Genomic DNA, 17,644 nt, shown 5'->3' with positions numbered 1-17,644 from the left:
GTGGACCCCACTGATCCGGTCGGACGGCACTGGGCGGCCCCGCTCAACGGCCCGGTGCCGAGTGGCTGGTCCGCGGTGACGATCCTCGCGGTGCTGTGGGGCGCGGCCCTCGGCGCGGGCGTACGGATGCTCGTGTGGAGGCGACGACGCGACACCAGTCCGACACGCAGCCATGACCGGATGTTCACCGTGAAATAGCCGGCAGCGGAGAATCTTTGGTCTCGCTTGGCTCAGCCATGCCGTTCCCTGACCCAGAGCTCAGGAGCGCTGGGCCAACCCGTCCCTAGGTTTCGGAGGCAACCGCCGATCGGCGGCCTCGCACTGGGAAGGGATCCACATGTCCACGTTCCTGAAAGCCTCCGCCGCTGCAGCCGTCGGCGCCCTGCTCTCCGTCGCCCCCGTCGCCGGGTCGTCCGCACCGGGCGCAGCCGCGCCGGGTTCGGCATCCGTCCATGGCTCGGGCTCGTTCTCCGGGTACGTCCCGGGCTCGCGCGATGACGCCCAGAACGCGCGTCTGCGTCAGCAGCTCGCGCAGGCCGTGCGGTCGGCGAGCGCGAGCAAGCCCTCCTCGACGCTGGCCGCCACGACGGTGTACTTCTCCACGGCGAACGCCCCGACCTACCGCAGCCTGATCCGGCAGGGCGCGAGTGTGTGGAACAGCAGCGTGACGAACGTGCGCCTGGTGGAGGACTCCAGCCGCGCGACGCTGCGCTACTACGAGGGCAACGACTCCCGCGGCTCGTACGCCTCGACCAACGGGCACGGCAGCGGGTACATCCTCATCGACTACACCCAGGCCCGGCAGTACTACACGCTGCGGATCATCACCCACGAGACCGGGCACGTGCTCGGCCTCCCGGACCACTACTCAGGCCCCTGCTCGGAGCTGATGTCCGGTGGTGGCCCCGGCCCGTCCTGCACCAACGTCTACCCGAACTCCACCGAGCGGTCGAAGGTCAACTCGCTGTGGCGCAACGGCTTCACGGCCGGCGTCACGAAGGCGGCGTTCAACAAGGTCGGCTGACACCGCCGGTCTGCGGGCCCGGTCGCACCTGGTGCGACCGGGCCCGTCCGCGTGCGCCGGTCGGTCAGCGGGCCAGCTGGAACCGCTCGAACCGCTCCAGCTCGGCCTCGATCTCCGCGCGGTACGCCGCCTGGCGCGCGGTCGTCGCGCCCGGCCCGACCCAGGTCCACTGCTGCACCAGCAGCCGCCCCTGCTCCCGGGCGGTCTTGAGGTCGAGCACCGCGACCACCTCGTCCCCGACGAGGACCGGCAGCGCGAAGTAGCCGTACAGCCGCTTCGCCTTCGGCACGTACGCCTCGAACACGTGGTCGTACCCGAAGTACGCCGCGAGCCGCTTGCGCTGGATCACCAGCGGGTCGAACGGCGACAGGATGTGGACGAGGTCGGCCGCCGGCTCGGGCGGCGCGTCCAGGACGGCGGGCTCGGCCCAGTGCGGCACCTTCTCCAGGCCCTCGACGGTGACGGGCACCAGCTGCCGACGCCGGACCCGCGCGTCGACCAGCGCTCGCACGGCGGCCTTGACGGGAGGGCGCTCCCCGTAGCAGGCCGAGTCGATGCTGATCAGACCCTGCGCGCGCAGCGCCCGGTCGAGCAGGTAGGTGTGCACCTGCCGGGCGGTGGCCGGCCGTGGTGACTGCTCCCACCCGAAGTGCCGGGCGGGCAGGTCGTACGTCTTGACCATCCCGTCGCGGGCGCTGACGGTGACCTGACCCCGCGCGAACGCGAGCTCCAGCGCGGCCTTCGACGGCTTGCGGCTCGCCCACAGGTGAGTCTTCTCGACGAGCACGTCGTCCTTGAAGTCGCGGATCGTCAGCGGCCCCTCGACGCGCAGCACCCGCAGCACGCGCCGGACGTCGTCCTCGGTGATGGTGCTCATCCACTTCGGGACACCGGCGGTGCGCTGGGCCCGCATGTCCGGCAGGAAGTCGCGGTAGTGCTCCGTCGGGATGTACGCGAGCGCGTGCGTCCAGTACTCGAAGACGGACTTGTCGGCGCTCTGAACGTGGCGCAGGTCGGTCCTCCGGTACTCGGGGATGCGGCTCCACAGGATGTGGTGATGGCAGCGCTCGATGACGTTGATCGTGTCGATCTGGACGTAGCCGAGGTGCTCCACCGCCGCCCGGGTGGCCTCCGGACCGCTGCCGAACGGCGCGCGCTCGTCGAGCCGTTGGGCGTGCAACCAGATGCGCCGTGCCTGCTCCGGACTGATGACCACCGCGCTGCGCATGGGCCGAACGCTAGCCGCGTCCACCGTCAGGCCGGGACGAACTCCTCAGTGCGTAGCCACGCGGACGGCGAGCGGCCGGCCAGCTCGCGCCAGTCGCGTGCCAGGTGGGCCTGGTCGGCGTACCCGCAGACGGCGGCCACGTCGGCCAGTCGCGTCCCGGTCCGGACTCGCTCGACCGACCGCTCGAACCGCAGCAGCCGCGAGAGCATCTTCGGACCGACGCCGTACGCGGACCGGGTCGCGTTGCGCAGGTGCCGCTCGGACCACCCGGACTCGCGCACCAGCTCGGTGACGGTCGCCGCGCCACCGCCGCGGCGGACCCGCGACCAGACCTGGGCGGCGACGTCGTCCGGACCGTGCTCAGGCAGGCGGCGCAGCAACGCATCGCCCAGGACGTCCAGACCGGTCCAGCCGGGCGCGGAGCGGACCTGGTCGGCGAGCCGGGCGCCGTCGCGGCCGAGGAGGTCGGTGAGCTCGACGACCGTCCCGGCGAGCTCGGCCGCCGGCGTCCCGAACAACCCGCGCAGGCCGAGCGGCGTCAGCATGAGCATGACGCCGTGCTGGTGACCGTCGTGATGGATGGTCACCGGGCCGGCGTACAGGCCGGCCGTGGTCGTCGAGAACCGTTGTGGCGCAGCCAGATTCATCCCGGAAAGGTCCAGCCCGTCGCCGAAGTCGAACACGCAGGTGAGAGAGGCCGACGGCAGCCCGACGTGCGTGCCCGACCGGTACCCGGACAGGTGGTAGCCGGAGATCGCCGCGACGTACGGCCGCAGGGGCGCCGGGATCGCGTACTCGACGTACTCGTCCACCCCTCGACGGTAACGCGTGACTCCCGACGCTCGTCCGGATCAGCCGGAGTACGTGCCGAAGCTGATGCTGTTCCCCTCGGGGTCGCGGACGGTGAAGCCGCGCGAGCCGTAGTCGGTGTCCTCCAGCGGCCGGGCGATCTCGGCGCCGAGATCCCGGGCGCGCCGGTGCACGCCGTCCGGATCGCCCACGACCACGTAGATCGACGCGCTGCCGGGGCCGCCGCGGTGGTGGTCGTTCGTCGGGTCCGCGGTGGCGACCATCAGGCGGCCGCCCTCGGGCCACAGCATCTCGCTGTGCTGGACGTTGCCGTCGTCGTTCGTGACGAGCACGCCCTCGTCGAAGCCGATGCGGGCGAGCCAGGAGCGGAGCGCCACCGCGTCGGCGGCGGGCAGCAGCGGCCAGATGTTGGTGTCGGTACGTGTCGTGGTTGCCATGACTCCACGATGCACCCGGCCGTCGTCGCCCGGCTTGGACGAAACGGCACGCCTGGCCGGCGGCCGCCGCTCAGGCGTCGTCGCGGATGCGCTCGTGGTGGTGGATGACCTCGTCGATCACGAACCGCAGGAACTTCTCGCTGAACTCCGGGTCCAGCTGCGCCGCGCCCGCCAGCGCGCGCAGCCGGGCGATCTGCTCGTCCTCGCGCGCCGGGTCGGCGGGCGGCAGGTCGTGCGAGGCCTTGTACCGCCCGACGGCCTGGGTGATCTTGAACCGCTCGGCCAGCATGTGCACCAGGGCGGCGTCGATGTTGTCGATCGACTGCCGGTACGCCGCCAGCACCTCGTGCGTCGACTCCGGGGACGGCGACTCGGCGGCCAGGTGGTCGTGGGCGGTCGGCTCGTTCACGGCGCCACCTCCAGCACGGTCATCCGGTGCGCGGCCCGGGTGAGCACGACGTACAGGACCCGGATGCCGCCCGGCGACTCGCGGGTGATCTCGGCCGGGTCGACGACGACCGTGGCGTCGTACTCCAGGCCCTTGGTCGACATCGGGTCGATCAGCAGCACGCGGCCCGGGGCGAGGTCCGGGACGTGCCCGAGTCGCTCGCGCCAGCGTGCTGGCGCGACGACCGCGACGGCTCCCTCGACCTCGTCGAGCAGTCCCTTGGTCGCGTCCATGGCCGCGTCGGCGACGTTCGTCGCGGACACGGTCGACACGACTGGGTGGACGCCCGTCTCGCGCACGGCATCCGGGATGTCGGCGTCCGGCACCTCGCGACGGATGACCTCGGCGGCGTAGTCGAAGATCTCGCGGGCGTTGCGGTAGTTCGTGGTCATGTGGAAGCGCTGGCGCTGCTTGCTGCCGAACGCCTCCTCGCGAGCCGTGGCGGCCTCGCTCTCGACCGGCCACGACGACTGCGCGGCGTCACCGACCACCGTCCACGACGCGTACCGGCCGCGACGTCCGACCATCCGCCACTGCATGGGGGAGAGGTCCTGCGCCTCGTCGACCAGCACGTGGGCGTACTCCTCCGGCTTGCCGATCCGCCCGTACAGCAACCGTTCTCGCACATCCGCGGGGTTGCGTTCGTACGCAACCTCCGCCGACTGCTGCCGCGAGCCGGTGACCTCGAGCTCGGAGACGCCGAGGCCGTCCAGCTCCTCGATCTGGTAGAAGCCGCGCTCCTCGCGCTCGCGCTCCTGCACCGGGCCCAGCCGGGCCGCGACGTCGTCGATCATGGCGATGTCCGCGACGCTCCACTGCCCGGTCTGCAGCGCCTCCGCCATCGACTCCTGCAGGACCCGGACGTCGGCGTCGGGCAGCACGCCCTGGGCGTACCGCGCGGCCCGGTCGGCGTCCGCGAGCCAGAGCAGCACCTCGCGCGCGTCGATCGGCCGCCACCAGTCGCGGACGAACGCCTCGACCTCCAGGTGGTCCTCGAACCGGTCGACGAACTCGGCCTTCTCCAGGGTCGCGGCGTGCGGGCGGACCTGCTGCCAGGCGGCCTCGGCGAGCGCGTCGACGACCGCGTCGTGGCCGAGGTTGTGCTGGTGGTTGCGCAGCACGCGGCGGCGGATCTGCTGCAGCTGCTGGCGGTCGATGCGGACCGGGTGGCCGGCGACCATCGTCCGCAGCCGGCTCGCGGCGTCCGGCGCGACGTCCCGTGCGGCGCGGGAGAGCACCTGCCGGATGGTCAGCGAGCCTTTGACCCGGGCCGCGTCCGGGCTGTCGAGCCGGACGGCGGTAGTCCCGTCGACGACGTCGCCGAGGGATCGCAGCGTGACGGTGTCCTCGCCGAGCGAGGGCAGCACCCGCTCGATGTAGGCGGTGTACGCCGCGGACGGGCCGACGACCAGGATGCCGCCCGCCTCGTAGCGGCGCCGGTCGGAGTAGAGGAGGTACGCGGCGCGGTGCAGGGCGACGACGGTCTTGCCGGTGCCGGGGCCGCCGGTGATCTCGGTGATGCCGCGGGCGCTGGCACGGATCGCCTCGTCCTGGTGGCGCTGGATGGTCGCCACGATGTCGCGCATCTGCGCGCCACGGGTGCGGGTGAGCGCGGCCATCAGCGCGCCGTCCCCGACGATGACCATGTCCTCCGGCGCCTCGGGCACCATCAGGTCGTCCTCGACGCCCAGCACCACGGCATCGCGGCAGCGCAGGACGCGGCGCCGCAGCACACCCATCGGCTCCACGGGGGTGGCCTGGTAGAACGCCGACGCGGCGGGCGCCCGCCAATCGATGACCAGCGGCTCGTACTCGTCGTCGCGCACACCGATACGTCCGATGTAGCGGATCTCGCGGTCGGCGCGGTCGTCGGAGCCGTGCTCGAGGTCGAGGCGGCCGAAGACCAGACCCTCGTACTGCTGCTCCAGCGAGGCGCGACGGCGGCCGGCGCTGAACATGAGCGCGTCCCGCTCGAACAGCCCGGTGATCTCCTCGTCACGCGCCACGCCCGTACGGTCGGTACGCCCGCGTGCGAGGCCCTCGGCCTCCACCAGGCTGACGCGGGCACCGGCCTTGGCGAGCTCGGCGTACACGCGGTCGACGTGCGCCTGCTCGAACGCGACCTCGGCCGCGACCTCCGGTGGGACGGCCGGACCGTCCGTGCGCTGTGCTGTCACGCTCCCATGCCCCCATGATCGGATGCCGTCCGCAGACACGGACGAACGGGAGAGTTTACTTCGTCCGTCTGCGGCGGGGCTCGCCGTCCCGGCGGGCGGAGGCGGCCTGCCGATGGCGATCCGGTGACGTCGAGGCGAACGACCTCATTCCCACCCGCGCCGCACGAGCCTCAGATCCACCCGCGCTTGCACGCCTGGACGCCCGCCTGGAACCGCGACGAGGCATTCAGCTGCTCCAGCAGCCGCCGGACCCGACGCTCGACCGTGCGCTGGGAGATGCCGAGCTGCCGGGCGATCGTCGTGTCGGCGGCACCGGCTGTGAGCAGCGTGAGGATGTCGAGGTCCTTCTCGTCCAGCGCACCGGTGGGCAGCGCGGCGGCCTCGGTGCTGCCGCGCCACGGCACGCCCATCTGCCAGGTGGTGTCGATCGCGCGCCGGATCGACGCGCTCACCCCGGGATGGGTGATCAGCAGGCCGACGATCGTGCCGTCGGGGTTGTCGATGTCGACCACCGTCACCCCGTCGTCGGAGACCGTCGCGGTGAACGGCACCTGGTTGTAGAAGCGGATCTGGTCGCCCAGCCGGTGGCGCGCGGACACGGCGGCGTGCAGGTTCGGGTGGCCGAGCAGTGAGGAGTCGAACGTCACACGCAGCCCCAGCTCGCGCCCCTCGCCGTTGAAGACCGGTTCCTCGTGCGTCTCGATCGACGCGTCGAGCATCGACAGCACCCGGGGGGAGCCCCGGCGCATCGAGACCACGTGGTCCTGGGCGCCGGCGAACAGCTGGTTCATCGCCTGGTGGATCTCATCGAGGGTCCGCAGCAGCTTCACGCCGATCGGGATGTCCACCGCCCGGGAGTGCGCCGCCAGGCTGGTCTCGTGCAGCCGGGTCAGACCGGTCATCGTGGACCGGACCGCCCGGGCACGCTCCTCCAGCCGGGACGCGTACGACGCGAGAGCCCGCTCGGGCGGGAAGACACCCCAGCGCTCGTCGTCGATGCGCCGCGCGAGCCGCCCCGACTCCAGTCTGCGCAGCGCGGCGGCGATCTCGTCGGGCCGCGCGTCGAGGGCGTCCACGAGGTCGGCCTCGGTGGACGTCGGGCGGCGCAGCAGCGCGAGGTAGAGGTTGGCCGTGAGGTCGCTGCCGAGCAGCTCCCCGAGGCCGCGCCGCTGGGCCGGACGGGCGTCCTCCGACTCGGTCCACGGGTGCGACACCGTGACCTCCTTCACGTGGCGGGTTTCCGACGTTGACTGTAGTCCGACACACCTGGATGGCTCCCGCCCACCAAGTCGTGCAATATTTGATCTTGCCGGTCCTCAGGGCCGGTCGAGCAATCTTGGACGTGTCGCCGACCCCCGTGGCTGACCCCTGTTGCTCGTACGACGGGCTCTCCCGGGAGACCTCCCCCCTGACTTCCGGGAGGGCCCGTCCCTGCTTTCTTTGTTGCGGCTCCTCCTCCCGTCGGCGTCGCAGGCTCCGCCGAGCGGGCATCGTCGCCGCAACGCGCGTCGTCCTGGTCGCGCCTCGTCCTCCCGTCGGCGTCGCAGGCTCCGCCGAGCGGGCATCGTCGCCGCAACGCGCGTCGTCCTGGTCGCGCCTCGTCCTCCCGTCGGCGTCGCAGGTCGCTCGGGGTGTCCGTACGCTCGGGGCCGTGAAGATCCTTGTCATCGGTACCGGAGCCCGCGAGCACGCGATCGTGCGGGGGCTCTCCGCAGACCCTGAGGTGGACGCGGTCGTCGCGGCACCCGGCAACCCCGGGATGGCGCTCGTCGCCGACTGCCGCCCGCTCCCCGCAGGCCTGCTCGACGGTGCCGGCGTTGCCGATCTCGCCGCCGAGGTCGGTGCCGACCTGGTCGTGGTCGGCCCCGAGGCACCGCTCGTCGCCGGGGTCGCCGACATGGTCCGCGAGCGCGGCATCCTGTGCTTCGGACCGTCGGCCGAGGCGGCCAGGCTGGAGGGCTCGAAGGCCTTCGCGAAGGACGTCATGGCGGCCGCCGACGTGCCGACCGCGCGTTCGTACGTCTGCGCGACCCTCGACGAGGTGACCAACGCGCTGGACGCGACCGGCGCTCCGTACGTCGTGAAGGACGACGGGCTGGCAGCGGGTAAGGGCGTCGTGGTCACGGACGACATCGACGCGGCGATCGAGCACGCGCAGGCCTGTCTGGACGCCGGCTCCTCCCTCGTCGTCGAGGAGTTCCTCGACGGTCCGGAGGTGTCGGTCTTCTGTATCACCGACGGGACCACCGTCGTGCCGCTCGCTCCGGCGCAGGACTTCAAGCGGGTCGCCGACGACGACGAGGGCCCGAACACCGGTGGTATGGGCGCGTACTCGCCACTGGAGTGGCTGCCCGAAGGGTTCGTCGACGACGTCGTCCGGCGGGTGGCGCAGCCGACCGTGGACGAGCTGCGCGGTCGTGGCACGCCGTTCACCGGCGTGCTCTACGTCGGCCTGGCTCTGACCTCGCGCGGCCCGCGGGTCGTGGAGTTCAACGCGCGCTTCGGTGACCCGGAGACGCAGGTTGTCCTGGCGCGGCTGAAGACCCCGCTGGGCGGGCTGCTGCACGCGGCGGCCCTGGGCGCCCTGGTCGACCATCCGCCGCTGGCGTGGCGTCCGGACACCGCGGTCACCGTCGTCGTGGCGTCCGAGGGCTACCCTGTGGCTCCGCGCAGCGGCGACCCGATCAGCGGCCTGGAGCAGGTCACGGACGCGGACGTGCTGCACGCGGGCACGGCGACGGACGAGGCCGGCGTGCTCGTGTCGAACGGCGGACGGGTCCTGTCGGTCGTCGCCCTCGGCGAGGACCTCGCCCAGGCGCGCGAACGGGCGTACGCCGCGGTCGACCGCATCGAGCTGCGCGGCTCCCACCACCGCCGCGACATCGCGCTGAAGGCCGAGCGGGGCGAGGTCACCGTCTGACGCCGGTCAGCGGGGCGAGGCGGAGGCCGAGCGCTGCGAACACGATCGCGACGGCGATGATCACGGTGAAGACCCCACCGCTGAGGTGATCGGCCCGCGTGGCGACGAGAGCACCACCGAGCGCTGCGCCGACGGCGCCCGCCAGCGAGGCGGCCATGTTGGACGCGGCGCTGTTGGCGCCCTCCTCACCGCGCTCGGACAGCGCGAGCATCTGGGTGGACAGTGTCGGAGATGCGACACCCATGCCGAGACCGGCCAGCGCCCAGAGCGCGAGTCCCGGCACGAGCGGGAGCACGTCGGCGGCGATCAGGGCAGGCCCGGCCAGGCCGGTCGTGATCGCACCGAACCCGATCCGTAGCCGGGTGGTGGGGCTGACCCGCCGCTGGACGACGTCGAGACTGTGCAGGGCCGATCCGGTCGCCCAGCAGACCCCGGTGAGGGTCAGGGTGATGCCGGCGAGCGCCGGGCGGAGACCCTGACTCTTGGTCAGCATGAGCGGGAGGAACGAGCCCGCCGTGCTGAACGCCGCGGCGGCCAGACCGCGGGACGCCGTGACCGCCGGGATGCCGGCCGTCCCCGTCAGCGTGCCGTCCGGGAGCACCCGCCGCACGAGCCGGACGAGACCGGCCAGCGCCGCGGCCATGCCGATCACGGCCGCAGCAGCCCAGCGCGTCCCCGACGCGGACCCGGCGGCGGTCAGGACGGCGAGCAGGACCGCTGCGCCGGCCGCGTTGCGCGCCACCGTGCGCTGCCGGCCGGACCAGGCGCCGAGTGGTTCGACGGGCGTACGGCGCATCGACGGCAGCAGCAGGACGAACACCGGCACCAGCAGAGCCACGGCGAGCAGGAAGACCGCCCGCCAGCCGACGTGATCGGCGATGGTGCCGGCGAGGGCCGGGCCGACCAGAGACGGGAGGACCCAGGCGGCTGCGAACGTCGCGAACACCTTGGCCCGCAACGACTCCGGCAGTGCCCGAGCCATCAGGACGGTGAGGCCGATGTCCAGGAACGCCTCGGCGAAGCCGGACAGCAGCCGTCCCAGGACGAGGACGAGCATCGTCGGCGCCAGTCCGGCGAGCAGCTGACCCACCGCGAACACTGCCGCGCCGATGCGAAGCACCCGGGTCGGACCGCCCCGGTCGCTCAGGGCGCCGGCGACCGCGGTCGAGACGACGTAGGTGATGAGGGGAGCGGCGCTCGCGGCGCCGAACAGCGCGAGGCCGTCCAGGTCCTCGGCGACGACCGGGAGCACGGTGCCCGTCGCGCGGTTTGCGAACGCACCGAGGGTGACCAGCGAGACCGCGCCCACCGCGAACGGCAGGTACGTCGCCGAGAGCAGGCGGGCGGGTTCACCTGCGGCGGATGCGGACGGCGGCGTCTCGGTGGCGGTCACCCGCGCCACTCTGGATGCTCAAGCCGACTTGAGGTCAAGGGCGGTGACCGGGGCGCCGGACGGGCTGGAAGAATCCCGCCATGACGCCGTTGGAGCTCCCTGGATACGCCCACGTCTACTCCGGGAAGGTGCGCGACCTGTACGCGCCCCTCGACGCCGACGGCCGCCCGCGCGAGGACCAGCTGCTCCTGGTCGCCTCGGACCGCATCTCCGCGTACGACCACGTGCTCACCTCGGAGATCCCGGACAAGGGCGCGGTGCTCACCCAGATGTCACTGTGGTGGTTCGACCGGCTCGCCGATCTCGTGCCCCACCACGTCGTCTCCACCGATGTGCCCGAGGCGGTCGCGCGCCGCGCCGTGCTGGTCGAGCGTCTCGACATGGCTCCGGTCGAATGCGTGGCTCGCGCCTACCTCACCGGTGGCGGCCTGAACGAGTACCGCGCGAGTGGCACCGTCTCCGGGCTCAGCCTGCCGGGTGGCCTGGTCGACGGGTCCCGGCTGCCGGCGCCGATCTTCACGCCGTCGTCCAAGGCACCGGCCGGCCAGCACGACGAGCCCATCTCCTACGACGACGTCGTCGCCCTCGTCGGCGCGGACCGGGCCGCGGTGCTGAGCGACCTGACCTGCCGAATCCTGGCGCGCGGCAACGAGATCGCCGCTGAGCGCGGCATCCTCATCGCCGACACCAAGGTCGAGTTCGGCTACCGCGCCGACGGCACGGTCGTGCTCGCCGACGAGGTGCTGACGCCCGACTCGTCGCGGTTCTGGCCCGCGGCCGGCTGGGAGCCGGGTCGCGCCCAGCCGTCGTACGACAAGCAGTACGTCCGTGACTGGCTGACCTCCGACGCGAGCGGCTGGGACAAGGGGTCGGGCGAGGAGCCGCCCGCTCTGCCGGACGAGGTCGTCGAGCGGACGCGCGCCAAGTACATCGAGGCCTACGAGGCACTCACCGGTCAGACCTTCTGACCCACCCGCCGCCGAGCCACAGCGGCAAAAGCTGGTCGTCGGCACAGGTATGCGTGTGCTCGCTGCCACTTTTTGCCGGGAGGCCGGCGAAAGTTCGTCGTCGTCACAGGTATGCGTGTGCTCGCCGTCAGCTTTTGCCGGGCGGCGGGTCGGTCAGGCGAAGACGGCGTTCAGGGACGGGATGCGCGCGCGGTAGGCGTCGAGCAGCCGGCGGGCAACGCTGACCGAGTCGACCAGCGGGTGCAGCGCCAGCGCCTGGCGGGCCAACCGTTCGGAGCCCTCGCGCGCGGCGCGGATGGTCAGCTGCTCGACCGCCTTCACCTGGTGCACCATCCCGGCGGCGTGCCCGGTCAGCGGCGCGACGCGTACCGTCCTCGGGCCACGACCGTCGACCGTGCAGGGCACCTCGACGACGGCGTCGTCGGGCAGCCACGGCAGCGTGCCGGCGTTGCGGACGTCTAGCACCACGCGCGCCGGCGAGCCCGTGACCAGCGCCGACAGCAGTGCGACGGTGACGTCCGCGTACCCGATCGCGGTCTCGCCCATCGGCACCACCCGGCCGTCCTTGTCGGCCTCGCGCGCGTACGACGTGTCGATCTCGTTGCGGACGAGCTCCCACTGCCGCAGCGCGTGCCGCGGGTTGTCGTACACGCGCTGGTAGAAGCGCTGCTGCTGGTACTGCATCCACTCACCGCGCGTCTCGATGGCGCCGCGCAGGGCGGCGACGGACTCACGGGCGAAGTAGAAGGGGAAGAGCTGGGCGTTCGGGATCATGCCGAGGTCCTGCAGGAAGTCGACGCCGAACGTGCGTCCCTCGACCGTGCGACCGAGCCGGCTGGAGTCCGCGAGAAGCGCCGGCAGGACGTCGGTGCGGCCCAGCGGCAAGGTGCGCAGCCAGCCGAGGTGGTTGAGCCCGACGTACTCGAACTCGTTCGTGCGGATCCCGAGGGCGCGGGCGGCGCGGCGGCCGAGCTCGGACGGCGCGTTGCACACGCCGATCACCCGGTCGCCGAGCACCGACTGCATCGCCTCGGTCACGATGCCGACCGGATTGGTCAGGTTGGCGACCCAGGCGTTCGGGGCGAGCGCCTCGATCGTCGCGGCGACCTGGACGGCGACCGGGACCGTACGCAGCGCGCTGGCGATGCCCCCCGCGCCGATGCTCTCGTGGCCGAGGAGCCCGGCGTCGAGGGCGATGCGCTCGTCGGCCGTACGACCGTCGAGGTCGCCCACGCGCATCGTCACCACGATCAGCGACGAACCCACCACGGCGTCCTCGAGGCTGGTGGTGGTGCGCACCGCCGGACCGTTCGCGGACACCCGCAGCTGAGAGAGCACGAGGTCCGTCACGAGCAGGCGCTTGACGTCCGGGTCGTGCAGGACGACCTCGGTGACGATGCCCGACAGCGGCGACTCCTGCAGTCGGCGGTACAGCTCAGGGGTGCGGAAGCTGCCGCCGCCGATGATGCAGAGCTTCATACGTGCCTTCGTCGTCCACCGCCGAGGTCAGCGGGGCGATGCCCGGCCTCTGCTTCTCTCTTGTGATCACCGAAAGTCTCCCAGGCCGATCCGGACCATGACGGGGGTTCCAGCAGATGCTCAGGAAGCCCGTCTTTCGCCGTGAGCGCCGTTGGCATCTACGATCCCGGCGTGACTGCACAGACCACCCTTCCGGAAGCGCGGCCGGACGCCGACGTCGCCATCACCGACGGCATCGCGCCCGACGACCTCGCGACCGCCCTACGGGTGCTGGAGCAGCTGCCGACCCTGCCGCCGGACCACCCGGACATCCAGGCGGTCAAGCGGGCCTCCGCGCGGATGTACAAGCAGATCCGCAAGGCCCGACGCCGTGAGGCCAAGCGGCCGGCGCTCGAGCACGACCAGGCGATCCTGGAGGCCACCGCCACCGGCTCGCCCCTGCGCATCGACGACGAGACGCACGGCATCCGGCTCGCGCCGCGCACGCGCGAGGCGTACGCCGGGGAGCTCCTCAACCCGCGGGGCTGCTACATCTGCAAGGCCGACTACACGCTGGTCGACGCGTTCTACCACTGGCTGTGCCCCGACTGCGCCGAGAAGTCGCACGGCAAGCGCGACCAGGGCACCGATCTCACCGGCCGCCGCGCGCTGCTCACCGGCGGCCGCGCGAAGATCGGCATGTACATCGCGCTGCGGCTGCTGCGCGACGGCGCCCACCTCACCATCACGACACGCTTCCCCAGGGACGCCGTGCGCCGGTTCGCGGCCCAGGAGGACTCGGCCGACTGGATCGACCGCCTCAAGGTCGTCGGCATCGACCTGCGCGACCCGACCCAGGTGGTCGCGCTCGCCGACGAGGTCGCCGCCGCGGGTCCGCTCGACATCCTCATCAACAACGCAGCTCAGACCGTACGCCGGTCGCCGGGCGCGTACAGCCGTCTCGTCGAGCTCGAATCAGCCCCGCTGCCAACGGGTCTCGCCCTTCCGGACGTCGTGACGTTCGACCGCATCAGTGAGGCGCACCCGGCCGCGCTGATCGGCACGTTCCGCCAGCACGCAGTCGCCCACCACGAGGACGAGAGCGCCGAGGAGGCGCAGGCCCGTCACCTCGCCGCGCAGGACGCGGCGTCGATGACGGCGCTCGCGCTCAGCGCGGGTCACGCCAGTCTGGAGGCGCACCTGGCCGGCACCGCCGTCGACGCGGGCGGCCTGCTGCCCGACACCCAGCGCAACAACTCCTGGACCCAGCGCGTGCAGGAGGTCGACCCGCTGGAGCTGCTCGAGGTCCAGCTGTGCAACTCGACCGCGCCGTTCATCCTGATCTCGCGGCTGCGGCCCTCGCTGCGCGCCGCGGTCGAGGCAGGCGCGCGCCGGGCGTACGTCGTCAACGTCTCGGCGATGGAGGGCCAGTTCTCCCGTCGTTACAAGGGTCCCGGACACCCGCACACCAACATGGCGAAGGCGGCGCTCAACATGCTCACCCGCACGTCCGCGGGCGAGATGTTCGAGACCGACCGGATCCTGATGACCGCCGTCGACACCGGCTGGATCACCGACGAGCGCCCGCACGAGGAAAAGCTGCGCATCGCGGCCGAGGGGTGGCACGCGCCGCTGGACCTGGTGGACGGCGCGGCCCGCGTGTACGACCCGATCGTGCGGGGCGAGCTCGGTGAGGACCTCTACGGCTGCTTCGTGAAGGACTACGAACCCAGCCCGTGGTGAGCGCGGCGCTACGTGCTCGCCTTGCGGCGGCGCGAGCGCGGCTGGCAGTGGCGGCACCAGAACAGGTTGCGACCGGCGAGCTCGGTGCGTGAGACGGGAGTGCCGCAGGCCAGGCAGGGCAGTCCCTCGCGCCGGTAGACGTAGACCTCGCCGCCGTGCTTGTCGACCCGCGGCGGGCGCCCCATCACCTCAGGGGTGTGCTCGGTGTGGACGGTGTCGATCCGGCCGTCCCGCACGCCGAGCGGCATGAGCTCGACGAGGTCGTCCCACATCGACTCGAACTCCGGGCGCCGCAGGAACCGACCCTGCATGAACGGGTCGATGCGGTGCCGGAAGAGCACCTCGGCGCGGTAGATGTTGCCGACGCCGGCGAAGATGGTCTGCTCCATCATCAGCGCGCCGATCGCCTTGCCGGACTTGCGGATTCGCGTCCAGCCGACCTCGGGGTCGGAGTCCGGACGGAGCGGGTCCGGCCCGAGCCGGGCGATGATCGCCGAGATCTCCTCCGGCGTACGGGCGGCCACGACGGTCGCGCCGCGCAGGTCCATGGTCATCGGGGACTCGTCCGTCGACAAGCGCCACCGCACCTCACCGACCACCGGCGGCTCGGCGTCCGCGGTGAAGGAGAACTTGCCGATCAGCCCCAGGTGGATGTTGACCTGCCGTTCGACACCCTCGAAGGCGACGAACATCTGCTTGCCCCAGGCGTCCGCCCGGTCGAGGACGCGCCCGTCGAACAGCGCTGCGTCGTCGGCGAACCGGCCCTGCGGACTCGTCGAGCGCACCGGCCGCCCTCCGAACGAGCGCGTGATCTCACCGGCGATCCGGTGCGTGACGTGTCCCTCGGGCATCGGTCAGCCGACGTGCACCCGGGCGTTGCGGAACATCCGAAGCCAGGGGCTCTCCTGCTCGACCGGCCCGCTGGTCCACGACATCTGGACGTTGCGCTGCACCCGCTCGGGGTGCGGCATCATCGCGGTGAAGCGGCCGTCCGGCGTCGTGACCGCGGTCAGGCCGTCAGGAGAGCCGTTGGGGTTCGCCGGGTACGCCTCCGCGACCTTCCCGTGGCCGTCGACGTAGCGCACGGCCCGGTGCACCGCGGCAAGGTCGCCACGCGCGGAGAAGTCCGCGAAGCCCTCACCGTGCGCGACCGCGATCGGCAGCCGGCTGCCGGCCATGCCGGAGAAGAAGATCGACGGGCTGTCGAGCACCTCCACCTGGGACAGCCGGGCCTCGTACTGCTCGGACACGTTGCGGGTGAAGCGCGGCCACGCCTCGGCACCCGGGATGTGGTCGGCGAGCGCAGCGAACATCTGGCAGCCGTTGCAGATGCCGAGGCCGAATGTGCCTGTGCGGTGGAAGAACTCGTGGAACTGGTCGGTCAGGCGGGCGTCGTACAGCACCGACCGGGCCCACCCCTCGCCGGCGCCGAGCGTGTCGCCGTACGAGAACCCGCCGCAGGCGACCAGCCCGGTGTAGTCGGCCAGTGACGTGCGGCCGTGCTGCAGGTCGGTCATGTGCACGTCGTAGGTGTCGAACCCGGCGCGGTCGAACGCGTACGCCGTCTCGACGTGGGAGTTCACGCCCTGCTCGCGCAGGACGGCGACCTTCGGACGGGCGCCGAGGTTCAGGTACGGCACGGCGACGTCGTCGGTGGGCTCGTACTTCGGCTCGACGTGCAGGCCGGGCTCGTCGGCGCCGAACGCCGCGTGCTCCTGGTCGGCGGCCTCGGGGTTGTCCCGCAGCCGGCTGATGCGCCAGGACACCTCGTCCCACGCCTGCGCCAGGTCCCGCAGCGGCTCGTCGATGACGGTCTCGCCGGCGATCTGCACGCGCACCCGACGGTCGGCGACCGGGCCGCCGACGACGCTGCTGATCCCGTAGCCGAGGCCGGCCGCCTCCAGGCGGTCCAGGACGTGTTCCAGGTGCTCGTCGGCGACCTCGATGAGCGCTCCGAGCTCCTCGGCGAACAGCTCCGCCACCGAGCTCAGCCCGAGCAGCTCGACGCCGCACCCGCCGGCGAACGCCATCTCGCATGCGGCCGCCCACAGGCCGCCGTCCGAGCGGTCGTGGTAGGCGGTGACGAGTCCGTCGGCGCGCAGCGCGTTGACCGCGTCGACCAGGCGTACGAGATGGGCCGGCTCGTCGAGGTCGGGCACCTGGCCGCCGAACTCGCCTGCCACCTGGGCCAGTACGGACCCGCCGAGCCGGTGGTGCTCGGCGCCGAGGTCGATCAGGACGAGTGAGGTGTCGGGCCGGTCGCCACCGCCACCGCGCAGCTGCGGGGTGAGGGTGCGGCGGACGTCGGGCAGCGACGCGAACGCCGTGACCACCAGCGACACGGGCGAGGTCACCTGCTTCGCCTCGCCGTCGGCCTCCCACTTGGTGCGCATGGACATGGAGTCCTTGCCGACCGGGACGCTGATGCCGAGGGCCGGGCACAGCTCCATCGCGACGGCGCTGACGGTGTCGTACAGCGCGGCGTCCTCGCCGGGCTCTCCGCACGCGGCCATCCAGTTGCACGACAGCTTGACGCCGCGCAGCGTGATCGGGGCGGCGAGCAGGTTGGTGATGGCCTCGCCGACGGCCATCCGACCGGACGCCGGGCCGTCCACCGACGCCAGCGGCATCCGTTCGCCGGTGGCCATCGCCTGACCGGCGAGGCCGTGCAGATCCGAGAGCGTCACGGCGACGTCGGCGACCGGAACCTGCCACGGGCCGACCATCTGGTCGCGGTGGGTGAGACCGCCGACCGTCCGGTCGCCGATGGTGATCAGGAACCGCTTGCTCGCGACGGTCGGGTGACGCAGCACGTCGTACGCAGCCTGCCGCAGGTCGATGCCGTCCAGGTCGAGCTCGCCCGCGGACCGGTCGACGCGGGTGACGTCGCGCGTCATCCGCGGCGGCTTCCCCAGCAGCACCTCCATCGGCATCTCCACGACTCCGCCGGATGCATCGCTGGTTGAGCCGGGCGAGGCGCCAGCCGAGCCCGTGTCGAAACCGGGTGACGTCGAGGGAGACTCTCCCGGCGCCTCACC

The 17,644-nt window shown here is 72.2% G+C and carries 15 protein-coding genes; 5 read left to right on the top strand and 10 right to left on the bottom strand.

All coding sequences use genetic code 11. From position 1 onward, the window contains the following. Positions 1–198, top strand: a complete 198-nt coding sequence (locus P4R38_RS15520; protein ID WP_277192964.1) for a hypothetical protein — start codon at positions 1–3, stop codon at positions 196–198. 139 nt (positions 199–337) lie between these two features. Further along, entirely contained in the window at positions 338–1,024 is a 687-nt protein-coding gene (locus P4R38_RS15515) for a snapalysin family zinc-dependent metalloprotease (RefSeq protein WP_277192963.1), read from the top strand. A 64-nt stretch (positions 1,025–1,088) separates the two neighbouring features. Here the strand turns inward: P4R38_RS15515 and P4R38_RS15510 are convergent, their stop codons facing one another. The 6 genes from P4R38_RS15510 to P4R38_RS15485 form a co-directional block, all read right to left on the bottom strand. Continuing rightward, positions 1,089–2,252 (bottom strand): winged helix-turn-helix domain-containing protein, encoded by a 1,164-nt coding sequence (locus P4R38_RS15510; protein WP_277192962.1) that lies wholly within the window; start codon positions 2,250–2,252, stop codon positions 1,089–1,091. Positions 2,253–2,278: 26 nt separating this feature from the next. Then, on the bottom strand, positions 2,279–3,064 hold the full coding sequence (locus P4R38_RS15505; RefSeq protein ID WP_277192961.1) for a helix-turn-helix domain-containing protein: 786 nt from the start codon (positions 3,062–3,064) through the stop codon (positions 2,279–2,281). A 39-nt stretch (positions 3,065–3,103) separates the two neighbouring features. Further along, on the bottom strand, positions 3,104–3,499 hold the full coding sequence (locus P4R38_RS15500) for a VOC family protein (protein ID WP_277192960.1): 396 nt from the start codon (positions 3,497–3,499) through the stop codon (positions 3,104–3,106). Positions 3,500–3,569: 70 nt separating this feature from the next. Continuing rightward, positions 3,570–3,881: a chorismate mutase gene (locus P4R38_RS15495; RefSeq protein ID WP_275238469.1), complete on the bottom strand. Its 312-nt coding sequence runs from the start codon at positions 3,879–3,881 to the stop codon at positions 3,570–3,572. A 23-nt stretch (positions 3,882–3,904) separates the two neighbouring features. Continuing rightward, the gene (locus P4R38_RS15490; protein WP_277192959.1) at positions 3,905–6,124 is read right to left on the bottom strand and encodes a HelD family protein; all 2,220 of its coding nucleotides are present in this window, start codon (positions 6,122–6,124) and stop codon (positions 3,905–3,907) included. Between the two features lie 170 nt (positions 6,125–6,294). Next, positions 6,295–7,338: a helix-turn-helix transcriptional regulator gene (locus P4R38_RS15485; RefSeq protein ID WP_277192958.1), complete on the bottom strand. Its 1,044-nt coding sequence runs from the start codon at positions 7,336–7,338 to the stop codon at positions 6,295–6,297. A gap of 437 nt (positions 7,339–7,775) precedes the next feature. On the opposite strand from P4R38_RS15485, the gene purD reads away from it, so the two are divergent. Further along, on the top strand, positions 7,776–9,044 hold the full coding sequence (purD, locus tag P4R38_RS15480; RefSeq protein WP_277192957.1) for a phosphoribosylamine--glycine ligase: 1,269 nt from the start codon (positions 7,776–7,778) through the stop codon (positions 9,042–9,044). Here the strand turns inward: purD and P4R38_RS15475 are convergent. Next, entirely contained in the window at positions 9,034–10,437 is a 1,404-nt protein-coding gene (locus tag P4R38_RS15475; protein WP_277192956.1) for an MFS transporter, read from the bottom strand. The two genes, purD and P4R38_RS15475, sit on opposite strands and share 11 nt — an antisense overlap. A gap of 80 nt (positions 10,438–10,517) precedes the next feature. On the opposite strand from P4R38_RS15475, the gene P4R38_RS15470 reads away from it, so the two are divergent. Next, positions 10,518–11,405 (top strand): phosphoribosylaminoimidazolesuccinocarboxamide synthase, encoded by an 888-nt coding sequence (locus tag P4R38_RS15470; protein WP_277192955.1) that lies wholly within the window; start codon positions 10,518–10,520, stop codon positions 11,403–11,405. A 153-nt stretch (positions 11,406–11,558) separates the two neighbouring features. Here the strand turns inward: P4R38_RS15470 and P4R38_RS15465 are convergent, their stop codons facing one another. Beyond that, a complete protein-coding gene (locus tag P4R38_RS15465; protein WP_277192954.1) occupies positions 11,559–12,884 on the bottom strand; it encodes a family 4 glycosyl hydrolase in 1,326 nt (441 codons plus the stop codon). Between the two features lie 171 nt (positions 12,885–13,055). Here P4R38_RS15465 and P4R38_RS15460 point away from each other — a divergent pair, with 171 nt between their 5' ends. Beyond that, a complete protein-coding gene (locus P4R38_RS15460) occupies positions 13,056–14,606 on the top strand; it encodes an SDR family NAD(P)-dependent oxidoreductase (protein WP_409201273.1) in 1,551 nt (516 codons plus the stop codon). 8 nt (positions 14,607–14,614) lie between these two features. Here the strand turns inward: P4R38_RS15460 and P4R38_RS15455 are convergent, their stop codons facing one another. After that, the gene (locus P4R38_RS15455; RefSeq protein WP_277192953.1) at positions 14,615–15,457 is read right to left on the bottom strand and encodes an Fpg/Nei family DNA glycosylase; all 843 of its coding nucleotides are present in this window, start codon (positions 15,455–15,457) and stop codon (positions 14,615–14,617) included. Between the two features lie 3 nt (positions 15,458–15,460). Next, on the bottom strand, positions 15,461–17,644 hold a 2,184-nt coding region (gene purL, locus P4R38_RS15450), incomplete at its 5' end, for a phosphoribosylformylglycinamidine synthase (RefSeq protein ID WP_277192952.1).

The organism is Luteipulveratus flavus (assembly GCF_029439465.1).
GTDB lineage: Bacteria > Actinomycetota > Actinomycetes > Actinomycetales > Dermatophilaceae > Luteipulveratus > Luteipulveratus flavus.
The sequence above is the reverse complement of the archived record's forward strand: the minus strand, read 5'-3'. Positions and strand labels throughout refer to the sequence as shown.